We start from the raw sequence: 13274 nt of genomic DNA on the forward strand, positions 1-13274 counted from the left end.
GCATCGTGTCCGACCTGGGCCTGGTGGACCCCCGCCGCGGGGACTTTCACCTCCGCTGGAACTCGCCGGCCCTGGACGCGGGCGATCCCGCCGCGCCCCTGGACTTCGACCTCACCCGCGCCGACGTCGGCTGGCGGGAGGTCTTCGCGTCAGTGGAGCTGTCAAGCACCCACGCGAAGCTGCCCGTGGGCTGGTACCTCATCCCGGAGCAGGGGGACATCACCGTCACCTACTCCGGCGCCATGCCGCCCGGCACCATCTTCCGCCTGGGGGCCGCCTCCCGCCTGACCATCGTGGGGCGTGCCCGGTCGGGACGCTTCCACATCGGTGCGCCGGACGGCGAGCGCAGCGCCTTCGTCGGGCTGACCCGTCTCGAGGTCCCGGACTTCGCCGAGGCCCTCACCCTGTCCGGCACCCGGGACGAAGAGCTGGTCCTGCGCGGCACCTTCTTCCATGGCCTTCCAACGCGTTTGGTGTTTGCCGCCTGTCGGCTGGAGTTCAGCCCTGCCACCTTCGCCTCGCAAAACTCCGTTCTTAGCGCCCTGGGCAATCCTGACACGCGGATTGAATTCGTCGATTGCACGGGAGAGCTTGCCGGATTCGACTTCCGCACAGCGCCCCTGCCGGCCTCCCAGGTCGCCCTGGTGCGCAGCGGCGTCCATCTGCGCCACTGCCACTTCGGGTTGCCCCGCGAACAGGCGGGCCATGCCCTGCTGGTGGACGGAAGTTTCCCGGGACGATCCATCGAGGTCACGGACTGCAGCTTCGCGGGCGGCAGTCCGACCTCGCCTTCCTTGAACCTGCAGGACACGGCGCTCAGGTTGGAGCGCAATCGCTTCGAAGAGTGCAGGTTCCGTGCCATCTCATCCTGTTCAAGTTTTTTGGATATGAGCCATCACGCCAACAATAGCTTTAAATCAGGAGTCTCTTCAGTCGCTTTTATTGAGCAATTAATATTTCTTCACAACTCAACGATAAGTATCAAAGACGGTGCAAACAACTTCATATACAACGGCGTCATGGACCTGCCCTTGTTCAGTTTCATCTCCCACCTGGGAGACGGGCCGACCACAGGCCAGGTGGCGCCGGACGCGACAAACTACACGGGCAATTTCTGGGGTAGCAGTTGCTCGACACCGGTTCAAGCCAAGGGTCGCATTCCTGCCTGGGCCGACCCGGGCGCGCCGCTGACCCGGTGCGACGACCCGATCGTCGGCCAAGGACGCCTTGGCGATGTCTCACACCCTGCCGCGCCGTGACGCTGCTGCGCTGAAGACACGGGAGAGGTCCATGCATGCACGCCCCCTCATCCTGCTGCTGGCCCTGGTCCCCACCTTGGCCCAGGGCCTGATCCGCGTCCCCCAGGACGTGGACTCCATCCAGACGGCACTCGGTTTAGCCATGGACGGAGACACGGTGGTGGTGGGCCCCGGCACCTGGCACGAGCAGTTGCACATCGGCTCGGGCCGTGTGACGCTGTGTTCCAACTACATCTTCAGCCAGGACAGTGCGGACATTGTGGCGACGGTGCTGGACGGACAGTTTGCCGGGACCATCCTGACGGTGGACATGGATCCAGCCAGTCACCTGGAGCTGAACGGCCTGACCATGACGCGGGGCCAAGGGGCCTATGATTCGGACACGGGAGATCGAACAGGTGGCGGAGTTGATTTCATTCATGCCGGATCCGTGTATCTGAATAATCTGGTCTTTCATAACAATCGCGCACCACGCGGAGGGTCAGCCCTATTTTACATTGACTTTCAGTACCCAAGCACATCACGTTTTGTATTGAACAATGTGAATTGCTTTGACAACATCTTTACAAATTCATATAATTCATCTTATAGCGCATTAAGTATATATTACGCTAAGACAATTAGCGCAAATCGACTTAGGATTTCGACGCAGGAACAGACGTTATATATTCAATATACATTGAGAGCGAGTGACTCATTATTGGTTGATGATTGTGCTTTTTCCGGATTGACTAGTATTAGATGCACACCGATAGAGTTGGCTGCATATGATTTGTATGGTATGAGTGAATATATGAAGCTTTCAAATGTCAGCATATCTAATAATGTTTTCAATGAAGGTGGTGGATTTGCATTTGTATTAGGTCATAATGGTTTAGCAGAATTGAAGAATATACATATGAGCAACAATGATTTTCCCAATGGAGGAATGCAATTTGAGTTGGGAAATTATGGAAGCTTCGTTGCAGACAGTATTTTCATATGCCACAACACATCTGCGAAGTCCTATGCCTTGTTCAACAGCATCATACCCGGCACCATGTCCAACCTCTTTGTCATCGGCAACCACATGGGCAGCCCGGGCCGCTTCACACCCACTTGGCCAGGCCAGAACGGCATAGTGAAGGATTTGAGTATCAATGGGGCCATCTACGCGGACAACGTGCTGGAGCGGTCGATGGCTCCACCCGGTCAGTACACCAGCGGGGGGCATTTGCTGCGTCTGGAGGGTCACGTGGCGGATTCCCTCTTCTACCGCAACATGCGTTTCATCAACAACCTGCACATTGATCCCGATGTGTATGACATGGCGGATGTTTATGCTGGGATTACTGACCCAAACTTCGGCAGGCTGATTGATGGAATTCATGATGTTCGTCCTCAGTATGTAGAGTTTGACTCATGTGATTTTATAGGAAATCGTCAGCCAAACATAATACCAGAAGTGGAGCCGGTGAACCTTCCAGGAGGAATGAACTATGTCGGCAGCAATGTAAACATTAATGGAGGAAGTAGTGTTATTGCGCGTGTAATACGAAATGTAAATCTGATCGACTGTGATGATGGAGGTATAGTGATTGGAAATAAAGGTGAGTTGATTGTTAGCAATATTAGAATCATTGATAACAGGCGAGCCGCATTAGCGCTTGGTTGCACTGACACGAACTTCACTGCAAAAATACGTAACATTCACATTTCTAATCTTCAACAACAAGAGTCTTATACTGCGTATCCATACATTAGTTGCTATCAAAACGCATTGTCATTTGTCATTAAATCAAATCAGTTGACAGAAGTGGCAAATATAACTGTCGATAATAGTACTCTTCCATTTATTGTTAGGAATTCCGCCACGCATCCAGGATTAGTCATCCGAAACAGCTTGTTCTTCAACAACGAATCGATTCTGTTCGAGAACCCCAATGGGCAGCCCGTCACTTATGAATACTGCCTGCTGCCAGAGGTGCGTCCAGGCTTTGGCAATTTGGTGGGAGTGGACCCCCTCTTCGACGACTTGCTGGGCTCACCTTGGCTCTCGCCGCTCTCCCCCTGCATCGACGCCGGTGATCCGGATCCCCGCTGGCATGATCGGGAGGACCCGGCCACCCCCGGCTTCGCCCTCTGGCCCAGCCAGGGCACGCTGCGCAATGACATGGGCTTCACGGGTGGGCCCCATGCCGCCCTCTACGACACCACCTGGACCCACCTTCCCACGTGGGAGCCGAAAGTGCGACCCCTGGTTTTTTCCCTGGGCGCGCCCTGGCCCAACCCCTTCAACCCAGTGGCCTGGGTTCCGGTCACCCTGGCCAGCCCGGCCGCATTCACCTTGGCCGTTTACAACTTGCTGGGGCAGCAAGTTGGCTTGCTCCATCAGGGTCCCATGCACGCCGGGACCCACGTCTTCCCCCTGGAGGCGCGCTCCTTGGCCAGCGGCACCTACATCGTCGTCATGACCTGCGCCGGCCGCGCGGAAAGCCGCGCCGTGACGCTGTTGCGCTGAAGCAGTGGTCGGTGCCCAGTGGTCAGTGGCCAGATGGTTGGTCAGACCTTGAAGCTGCCGCACCACCTCAGGTCGGGGAGCGCGGTGGGAGCGGGCAAGGGCGGGAAGGATCCTGTCTCAGTCGCCATCCCCCGAGCGCCAGTCCCCGCCGAAGACCTCGCCGTGCTGGTGAAGCAGCGTGCGCTCCTAGCTTTGGTGTCAGGCATCATGCCTGACACCGAAGCTGACACCAAAGCTAGTGCTTCAGTCGCCATCCCCCGAGCGCCAGTCCCCGTCGAAGGCCTCGCCGTGCTGATGAAGCAGCGTGCGCTCCTGGTGCCGGCGGCCCAGGCGGTGGTAAAGGAAGATGCCCAGGCCGCTGGAGGCGCCCGTCAGCGAGAAGAGCAGGAAGAAGGCGAGGATGGCCAGGCCCGTGTTGCGCGTGGGTTCGGCCAGCAGCCAGATGGCCGTGAACACCACCCAGGCGATGACGCTGCCCGTCATGAAGACTCCCCAGCCCACCAGCCAGCACCACCAGGGATGCCGCCGCCCGGGCGGCCGCCGCGCCGCCAGGGGATCCAGGGGATTCGTGCCCTCAGCCATCCCGACCCTCCCCGCCTGATCCGCGCCGCTGGCGCTTGATCTCGCCCCGCCGCCGCTTGTCCGCCAGGATGCTCTCCTGCACGCGCCGCAGCCGCTTCTGCCGCACCACCCGGGGCGCGCGGACGCGGGCCGCCGCCTCGAGGCGGCCTTGCAGGCGCGCGAGGGCCAGCTCCAGGTTCTGGTGCTGGCTGCGCGTCTCGTCGCAGACCACGCGCAGGCCGCTGGGCAGGTGGAGCAGATCCACCTTGCTCTCCGTCACGTTGCGGTGCTGGCCGCCCGGTCCCGAGCCGCGCGAGCGGCGCACCTGGCACCAGCGCAGCAGCTCCTGCAGATCCTCCCTCACCGCGGGCGGCCCTCCTCCAGCTGGCGCAGCAGCTCGGCCACGGCGGCCTCCAACTGCAGGTCGCGTCCCGCCAGCGCGCTGTCCGGCAGGTTGTCCACCAGGAGGTCCGGCTCCAGCTGGTGGTTCTCCAGGAAGGTGCCGTCCTCCGTGAGCAGGCCCACCTCGGGAATGCCGAAGACCAGGTCGCCGGGCAGGCCCTCCCACCACACGCTGGTGCCCGTGCCGGCCACGGGCATGCCCACCAGGCTGCCCAGGCCGCTGGCCCGGTAGGCGTAGGGGAAGCAGTGGGCGTCGCTGTAGTTGGCCTCGTTCATGAGCACGATGGAGGGCCGCAGCCAGAACTGCCAGGGCTCCTCGCCCAACACGTGGTCGTCCGGGCGCACCACGTTGCGGAAATAGCGCCGGCCGCCCAGGAAGGAGACCAGCTCGTTGGTGAGGTTGCCGCCTCCGTTGTGGCGGCTGTCCACCACCAGGGCCTCCGCGTCCGCATGGAGGCCCAGGGCCTCGCTGATGAGCCGGCGGTAGCTGCGGCCGTCCATGCTTTCCACGTGGACATAGCCCAGCCGGCCGCCGGAGAGGCGCTCCACCTCGGCGCGGTTGCGCGCCACCCAGCGCTCGTAGAGCAGGCGGCGACGCTCGCCCCAGCCCACGGCCTTGGCCTGCTGCTCGTACTCCCGCCCCTGCTCGTCGGCCAGACGCAGGAGGAGGCGCTGCCCCGCCCGCCGGTTGAGCGCCAACCAGCCGGCCTCCGGACGGCCCATGGCCGCGCCGTCCACCGCCAGCAGCCGGTGCCCGGGGCGGATGCGCGAGTCGCTGGCGTCGCAGGGGCCCTCCGCCACCACCTCGGCCACGCGCAGGCCGGGGCCTTCCCAGGCCGGGTCGAAGAGCAGGCCCAGGTCGGCGGTGGCGTCGCCCTGCTCGTCGCGGCCGACGTAGAAGCAGCCCGTGTGGGAGGCGTTGAGTTCCCCCAGCATTTCCGACAGGCATTCGGCGAAGTCCCGCGGGTGGTCGAGGGCGGGCAGGTGGCGGCGGTAGGTCTCGCGCAGGGCGTCCCAATCCACGCCGTGCAGGTCGGACTGGTAGAACTTCTCCCGCACCTGGCGCCAGATGTGGTCGAAGAGGTACTCCCACTCCTGGTCCTGGCGCAGGGTCATCTCGGGCCGCACGGCCAGGTCCTCCACTTCTTCCCCGCCCAGCTTGACCTGCAGCAGCCTTCCACCCTCGGCCAGGATGAAGAGGGCCTCCGCGGTGGCCCCCACGAAATGGCCATGGTCAAGTCCCAGCTCCGCCAGGCGGCGGGCCTCCCCCTTGCGCAGCTTGGTCTCATAGAGGTCGAAGCCCTTGGTGTGCCGCTCCAGGGTGTAGAGGGTCTCGCCGTCGCGGCTCAAGGTGAAATCCGCCAGCACGCTGGAGACCGTGGTCAATCGCCGGATGCGCCGCTCGGCGCCGGGCAGCTCCAGCACCACCCGGACGGAATCCTCCGCCGCCTCCTCTTTCGCCAGATCCCGCTCCTTGCCCTTGCGCTTGGCCTTCCTGCCCTTGTCCCCGTCCTCCTCGTTCTCCTTGGCCAGGCTGTCCGCCTCCTGCCTGGCCTCCCATTCCTCCTCGGACAGGCGGAACCACTCCAGCCCCTCCTTCGAGGTGGCCAGCAGGTAGACGTCTTCCTGGCCGCCCCAGCCGCCCTGGCTCTTCAGGCCCTGGCGGTCGGTGCGGTAGAGGATGGCCTTGCCGTTGGCCGCCCAGCGGGGCTCGTAGTCCTCGAAGCCGCTCTGGGTGAGGTTGGACACGGCGCCGCCCGCCGCGGACACCACGCCCACCTCGCTGGACCAGCGGCCCTTGTCCGGGTAGTGGAAGGTGAACCACTTGCCGTCGGGCGACCACTCGTAACTCTGGTCGCCGTCCATGTAGCTGTAGTTGAGGCGCTCGGGCAGCACCGTGCGCACAGCGCGGCCCTCCAACGTCACCACGCGCAGCTCCGTGCGCTTGGCCAGGAAGGCCAGCTCCTTCCCGTCCGGCGAGTGGCGCGGCTGGAAGCAGTCCTCGGGGCCGTCCACCAGCAGCTCCTCCCGCACTTCGGCGGCCTGGGTGAAGCGCCGGTCCTCCTTCCGCGGCAGCGTGGCGCGGTAGATGCGCCAGCAGTTGCCGCGTTCCCCGGAGAAGGCCAGGCTGCGGCCGTCGGGGGCCCAGTCCAGGTCGCGCTCCTGCTCCGGCGTGTCCGTCAGGCGGCGGGTCGTGCCGTGCTTGACGCTGGCCACGAAGACCTCCCCGCGGGCGATGAAGGCCATCTCCGTCCCGTCCGGCGAGAGGCGGGCCTCGCTGATCTCCCCGGCCAGGGGCAGGGTCTGGGGATGGGCCGCCCGCCGGTCGGCCTTCAGCTCGACCTCCAGGCGGCGCGGCTCGCCGCCCTCGCGCAGGGTCCACAAGGCGCCGCCCTGGCTGTAGCAGAGCATGCCATCGCGGCTGGCGGACAGGGAGCGCACGGGCTCCCCCTCGTGGCGGGTCAACTGGCGGGCCGGACCACCCGCGTCACCGGCGAAGACATTGAAGCTGCCGCCGCGCTCGCTCAAGAACCAGAAGCCTCCCTCCGGGCGCCAGACCGGCTCCCGGTCCTCGCCGGGCCACTCCGTGGCGCGGACCTGGCTGCCGTCCGGCCGCCGCCACCAGATGTCCCGCGCCGCGCTGCTCTGGTGGCGCTTGCGAAAATCGTCCTCCACGGCGCTCACCCGCTCGTAGAGCCATCCCCGCCCGTCCAGACTGAGGTCCTCCGCCGCCAGCAAGGGCTCGGCCCGCGTGGAGCCGTCAGCCACGGACACGCTGTGGATCTCCCCCGGCCAGCCCGCGGGGAAGGCGCGGCTGGCCGGCAGGCCGGAGCGCCCGCTGCTGAACAGCACGCGCGTCCCGTCCTCGCTGAAGGTCCAGGGCGTGTCGTGGGTGGAAAGCATGGTCAGGCGGCGTTCGGCGCCCCCCTCCGCCGGGATCACGAACACGTCGAAATTGCCGTGGCGGTCGCTGGCATAGGCGATCATGCGCCCGTCCGGCGACCAGCAGGGCTTGGTCTCCAGCGCCTCGCCGCGGGTGAGGGGACGGGCCTGGCCCCCCGCCGCCGCCACCACCCACAGGTCGCCCAGGGAGGAGAAGACGATGTGGCGGCCGTCCGGCGAGAGGGCCGGGTGGCGGTGCCAGCTGGCCGGTCCGGGGTCCCCGGCGGCGGCCATGGCCAAGGCGGCCGGCAGAAGGACGGCTCCCGCCGCCCGTCTCATCAAGGAATGCATATGAGCGTCCTGGTCTGGGGAACGATTCTCCCTGTCCCGCCTTCCACCCGGGAAAGCGTCGGTGGACAAAGCAGGGGTCGAATGCTTCATTGTCAAGCCGCTGACAGCTTGGGACGTGCATGAAAACGTGGCGCAAGGTCCACATCTTCAGCTTTGGATATTTCAAGCTGGTCAGTTTGTTCAGCAGCATCGTGTTGCTGATCATCGCCCTCACGGGCTTTCTTTACAATCACCGCCACGACTTCAGTTTCCTGGAGACGGCCCGCATCCCGTCATGGATGCTGCCGGACAGCTACCAGGAGCGGCTGGATCGCACGCGGGCAGCCCAGGGGCTGGCCGACCTCTTCCCGGAGGAGGCCCACAGCGTGCCCATCATGTGGCTGGTGATCGATTTGCATAATGGCGAATTTTTCGGCGGGCTTCCCGGGCGGCTGTTCTACGATCTGATGGCCTTGAGCCTGGGCACCCTGTCGATCACTGGAATCTGGATGTACTGGCGGATCCGCAAGCGGTCCCGCTGGTGATAGAGGCAACCAACCACGGGAGGATGATATGCGCACCCTGAAGCAGGCCGTCCTGGCCACCCTGACCCTGCTGCTGGCCGTCGGCCTCAGCCACGCCGCCAAGCCCAAGTCCTACACCCTGGACGAGCTGGCCAAGAACATCGACCAGTTGGAGAAAAAGGAGATCGTGCTCAAGGGCACCATCGTCGGCGCCTGCATGAGCGGCTGCAAGATGTGGGTGGCGATGGGCGACTACAAGGACGGCGACCTCTTCGCCCTGGTCCGCGCCAAGGACGATGCCTTCACCTTCGACACCAAGGCTGCCGGCAAGTCCTGCACCCTGACCGGCTACGCCGTGGCCAGCTATCTGGACTACTGCGCCGACGAGGCGGCCGGGGGCGAGGCGGCTGAGATCGCCAAGGCCGAGAAGGAGTCCGGCGTGTGCAAGGCCCCGGTCAACACGGACGAGGCCGCCAAGAAGGAAAAGCAGCTGCAGGACATCACCTTCTTCGCGACGAAGGTGCAGTACAAGTAGCTCCCCGATTCGATATCGATATCGATATCGATATCGACGAGAGCCCTGTAGATGGCAGGGCATCGTCGATAGCGAGCGAGAATGCGATACCGATAGCCATTTCGATCGCGACACCTTGCAGCAGGAGAGTCCCATGTCCGAGAATCCCGCCCTCACCACCCTCCGCGAGGAGGAGCAGTTCTTCTTCGAGACCGTGCGGGACTTCGCCCGGGAGAAAATCCTGCCCCTGCGCGAGAGGATGGACCATGAGGGCAAGGTCGATCCCGCCCTGCTCAAGAGCTTGTGGGACATGGGGCTGATGGGCATCGAGATCCCGGAGAAGTGGGGCGGCGCCGAGGGCAGTTTCTTCATGAGCTGCCTGGCCATCGAGGCCATGTCCATGGTGGACGCCGCCGTGGCCGTGGTCGTGGACGTGCAGAACACCCTGGTGATCAACGCTTTTCTTCGCTGGGGCAGCGAGGAGGTGAAGTCCCGCTATCTGCCCCTGCTGGCGGAGAAGTGGCTGGGCGCCTACGCCCTCTCCGAGGCGGGGAGCGGCAGCGACGCCTTCGCCCTGGCCTGCCGCGCCCAGGAGGACGGCGACGCCTACATTCTCAATGGCCAGAAGCTGTGGATCACCAACGCCGGCGAGGCGGACCTCTTCATCGTCTTCGCCAACATCAATCCCGCCGCCGGCCACAAGGGGATCACCGCCTTCCTTGTCGAACGCGACACGCCGGGCTTCAGCGTGGGCAAGAAAGAGGACAAGCTCGGCATCCGCGCCTCCTCCACCTGCGAGCTGGTGCTGAAGGATTGTCGCGTGGCGAAGGCCAATGTCCTGGGCGAGGTGGGCGTGGGCTACAAGGTGGCCATCGAGACCCTCAACGAAGGCCGCATCGGCATCGGCGCCCAGATGGTGGGCCTGGCCCAGGGCTGCCTGGACTACACCAGGGGCTATCTCACCGAGCGCAAGCAATTCAACAAGCCCCTGGCCGCCTTCCAGGGCGTCCAGTTCCAGTACGCCCAGGCGGCGGCGGAGCTGGAGGCGGCGCGGCTCTGCGTCTGGAACGCGGCCCGCCTGCGCGAGACGGGCCAGCCCTTCGTGCGCGAGGCGGCGGTGGCCAAGCTGATCAGCAGCCAAATGGCGCAGCGGGTCACCAGCCTCTGCGTCGACCTGCTGGGCGGCTATGGCTTCGTCAGGGAGTATCCGGTGGAGAAGTTCTACCGCGATGCCAAGATCGGCACGATCTACGAGGGCACGACCAACATGCAGCTCATGACCATCGCCAAGCTGCTGTTGGGCTAGCAGCCTCTCGCATGGCTGGTTCCTTCCCCCTCCCAGGGGGAAGGCCGGGATGGGGGTTCGCCCCAAGGTCCAGATTCAGACCTCGTCACGCGACGTGACGCCAGGTCTTGCGGCGCAAGCGCCGCGCTCTTGCACCTTTCTTTCACGGGCGAAAGAAAGGTGCCCAAAGAAAGCCCTCTCCAAGACATCACCGGCCCTAACTAGCCCGCCTCACGGCGGGCGTCGGACAGAGGGCCCTATCACCTGATGCGCCTGCCGTGGCAATTGGTTCAGGCCTGCGGCCTTCACCTCACGTAGTGATGTTTCATCCTTGGCGAAGCTGCACCTGGCAAGTCTGTTCCCTGTTTTCGGCCTCGTCGCGCGTCGCGACTGACCGTCGTAGCGCAGCGAAGGCGGGAAGTATGCGCGCGCAGAGGCCGAAGAGCAGGTGCCCACAAAGTCCTCATACGCGCGACCCCGCGCGTGTCACAAACAACGGCGGTCAGGGTCTGCCAGCCTTTTCTTTGCCCCGCTTTCTTTTCGCGAAAAGAAAGCGGGAAGAGATGCCGCGCCACCTTCCCACCTTTCTTCTCGCGAGAAGAAAGGTGGCGCCAAAGAAGCGCTCTCCAAGACATCACCGGCCCTGACTAGCCCGCCTCACGGCGGGCGTCGGACAGAGGGCCGGATGATGTAAGCCGGTTGCCAATGGCAATTGGTTCAGGCCTTCGGCCTTCACCCCACTTGGCCATGTCTCATATCCGGCGAAGCTACACCTAGCATGTCAATGCCCTCTTTTCGGCCTCGTCGTGCGCGCCACGCCGGGACGTCGCGCGCAGCGCGGCGTCTGAGCGTATGCGCGCGCAGAGGCCGAAGAAATGGTGACCAGGAAGAGCTGATACGCGCGACCCCGCGCGTGTCACAAACAACGGCGGTCAGGGCCTGCCAGCCTTTTCTTTGCCCCGCTTTCTTTATGCGAAAAGAAAGCGGGAAGAGGCGGCGCTTGCGCCGAAGGGCCTTGCCGGTTCAGTCCTCCCGCCCGCGCTCCACCTTGCCCACCGGCGCAAGGTAGATGACGAACTCGTCCTGGCCGTCCACCCCGGCCAGATCATCCATGCGGGCCTGGTCGTAGGCGGCGATGGCGCAGGTGCCGGCCCCCACGCATTCACAGGCCAGGTAGAGGTTCTGGCAGACGTGTCCGGCGTCGATGGCCATCACCTTGTAGGCCGCTTCGCCGTAGCGCCATTCCATGCGCTCAGGTAGCGCGGTCCAGATCAGGACGGCGGCCGCCTCGCCGATGAAATCCTGTCCCAGGGTGGCGTCGGCCACGGCCTGGGCGGCATCCGGCAAGGCATGGAGAAAGGCCAGCTCATGGGATAGGGAGAGGTAGCGGTACAGGCCCGGCTCCAGGCCGGCCACGCGCAGGACAAGAACCGCCGTCTCGAAGGCGTGGCGGGCGCCGGCGGAGGGCACGGTGCGCAGCACGGCGCGCTGGCCCAGCTTGCGGCGCACGCCCTGTGTGCTCCACAGGAGGAAGGCCAGCTCGTCCAGGCTGAGTGCGGCGGCGGTGAAAGCGCGGTGGCTCTCGCGGGCGGCCAGGGCCTGCTCCACGCTGACGGGGCGGATGCCCGACCAGGCGCCGGGTGCGGGCAGCGGCAGGCGCCGCGCCTCCGCTGGAAGCGGCTTCTCCACCGGCGGAGCGGGCTGCCCCACCTGCTGCGGCGTGCGGCTGAAATCTGTCTCCAGGCGGATGCGGTCCGTGAGGAACCAACGTCCCAGGTCACGATCGATGCGGCTCACTGCGGATCCTCCAGACTGCTTGTCAGCCTCCAGAAGCCCTGGTCGCCGGGCGCCGGCAGGGCATCCCACGCGATGAAAGTGGCGATCCCCTCCGGGTTCTGGGGTACTTGGACGAGAGTGCCCGCCACCTCCGACCACGTGGGTGGATCAAGGACGGGTGTGTACTCCACCGCCACCCAGATCTCCTCGCAGCAGAAGGCCTCCAGCACGGCCAGCCCCTCCTCCACCCGGATGCTGGTGATCTCGGTGCGCGCCGAGGGCAGGGCCGCCAAATCGCCGCGTCCCGCGTTGTAGGTTGGCACCACATGCGGAATGATCAGGGTGCGCGTGAACACGGAACTGGAGGCGTAGCGGTAGAGGCCGTCATGTTGGGATACTTCGTACAAGTAGAGCGCACGGTCCGACGGGGCTTGCGGGGAGAGGGCGAGGCCGGCGTTCCAGGGAGGGAATCCGTCCCCAAGATCCTGTGTGTCCTCGAAGAGCAGGGTCAACTGTCCCGTGTTCCGGTCAAGCCGGAACACACGGCTGCCCGTGGCAAAGAGCAGGTGGCCGTCCAAGTCCTGGGCCAGGTCACCCGCCTGGCCGGCCCCTCCAGGCGCCATGCCGGCAAGCGGGACAGGGTCGCCCACCACCAAGCCGGTGGCGGGGTCGATTTCGAGCAACTCCGAGGCCGTGTCGTCGAAGGCGAGCAGGCGTCCGCTGAGGGTGAAGGTGGCGCCACGGATGTTGCGGCCGGCCAGCGGACCGCCCACGGGCGTGCCGATCGCCGTGGCCTCGTCGAGGCGCAGCAGGGTGGATCCTCCGGCCTGGCAGTGCCAGGCAAAGAGCTGCCCGGAGCCGTCCGGGGCCAGGCCGTCGGTGTCCACCTGCACACCCCCCACCGTGACGGGTCCGACCTGTCCCCAGGCGCTGGTGGCTTCGTCCAGCCAGAACAGGGTGGCGGGTGGACCGGTGACCGGGTCATGTGTCTTCACGCCCCATAACAGGGCGGAGGCGGGCGGAGCCGCCAACAGCGGCAGGCACGCGGCCCATGCGATCCGGGCCACGGGTGCTGTCATTCCAATTGGATTTTTCATGCTTTTGTCCTTGCTGTGCTCAAGGTCGGGCCGCCAAAGAGACCAATTGCAATTCATCCGAACAAGAGGAAAATGACAGTCGGGCAATCGGGGGTCGGCCTGCCTTGGAGCTTTGGACCCATGTCCGTGTCAAGGCCCACGCG

The 13274-nt window shown here is 64.7% G+C and carries 10 protein-coding genes; 5 read left to right on the plus strand and 5 right to left on the minus strand.

Features of this window, described 5'->3' with window-relative positions; genetic code table 11:
- Both Q8O14_11395 and Q8O14_11400 read left to right on the plus strand, forming a co-directional pair.
- Positions 1-1259 (plus strand): hypothetical protein (locus tag Q8O14_11395; GenBank protein ID MDP2361335.1); only part of this gene is annotated, 1259 nt, incomplete at its 5' end.
- A gap of 31 nt (positions 1260-1290) precedes the next feature.
- Positions 1291-3759: a hypothetical protein gene (locus Q8O14_11400; protein MDP2361336.1), complete on the plus strand. Its 2469-nt coding sequence runs from the start codon at positions 1291-1293 to the stop codon at positions 3757-3759.
- 243 nt (positions 3760-4002) lie between these two features.
- Here Q8O14_11400 and Q8O14_11405 read toward each other — a convergent pair whose 3' ends face one another.
- Genes Q8O14_11405 through Q8O14_11415 form a run of 3 tightly spaced genes read right to left on the minus strand, consistent with a single transcriptional unit; the run spans position 4003 to position 7956 of the window.
- Positions 4003-4341 carry a hypothetical protein gene (locus Q8O14_11405; protein MDP2361337.1) on the minus strand — a complete coding sequence of 113 codons (339 nt, stop codon included), beginning with the start codon at positions 4339-4341 and terminating at the stop codon, positions 4003-4005.
- A complete protein-coding gene (locus Q8O14_11410; protein ID MDP2361338.1) occupies positions 4334-4684 on the minus strand; it encodes a peptide chain release factor-like protein in 351 nt (116 codons plus the stop codon). The genes Q8O14_11405 and Q8O14_11410 overlap by 8 nt, the downstream gene beginning before the upstream one ends.
- Positions 4681-7956, minus strand: a complete 3276-nt coding sequence (locus Q8O14_11415) for an LpqB family beta-propeller domain-containing protein (protein MDP2361339.1) — start codon at positions 7954-7956, stop codon at positions 4681-4683. Before Q8O14_11415 ends, Q8O14_11410 begins: the two co-directional genes overlap by 4 nt.
- Positions 7957-8075: 119 nt before the next feature.
- On the opposite strand from Q8O14_11415, the gene Q8O14_11420 reads away from it, so the two are divergent.
- The 3 genes from Q8O14_11420 (at position 8076) to Q8O14_11430 (ending at position 10279) form a co-directional block, all read left to right on the plus strand.
- Positions 8076-8480: a PepSY domain-containing protein gene (locus tag Q8O14_11420; protein MDP2361340.1), complete on the plus strand. Its 405-nt coding sequence runs from the start codon at positions 8076-8078 to the stop codon at positions 8478-8480.
- A gap of 28 nt (positions 8481-8508) precedes the next feature.
- Positions 8509-8994 (plus strand): hypothetical protein, encoded by a 486-nt coding sequence (locus Q8O14_11425; GenBank protein MDP2361341.1) that lies wholly within the window; start codon positions 8509-8511, stop codon positions 8992-8994.
- Between the two features lie 133 nt (positions 8995-9127).
- Positions 9128-10279: an acyl-CoA dehydrogenase family protein gene (locus Q8O14_11430; protein ID MDP2361342.1), complete on the plus strand. Its 1152-nt coding sequence runs from the start codon at positions 9128-9130 to the stop codon at positions 10277-10279.
- Positions 10280-11281: 1002 nt separating this feature from the next.
- Here Q8O14_11430 and Q8O14_11435 read toward each other — a convergent pair.
- Together Q8O14_11435 and Q8O14_11440 are read right to left on the minus strand one after the other, a co-directional pair.
- Positions 11282-12046 carry a SagB/ThcOx family dehydrogenase gene (locus Q8O14_11435; protein ID MDP2361343.1) on the minus strand — a complete coding sequence of 255 codons (765 nt, stop codon included), beginning with the start codon at positions 12044-12046 and terminating at the stop codon, positions 11282-11284.
- Positions 12047-12051: 5 nt separating this feature from the next.
- Positions 12052-13029: a hypothetical protein gene (locus Q8O14_11440; protein ID MDP2361344.1), complete on the minus strand. Its 978-nt coding sequence runs from the start codon at positions 13027-13029 to the stop codon at positions 12052-12054.
- Positions 13030-13274: the final 245 nt, after the last annotated feature.

Source organism: bacterium, assembly GCA_030685015.1.
Lineage (GTDB): Bacteria > CAIWAD01 > CAIWAD01 > CAIWAD01 > CAIWAD01 > CAIWAD01.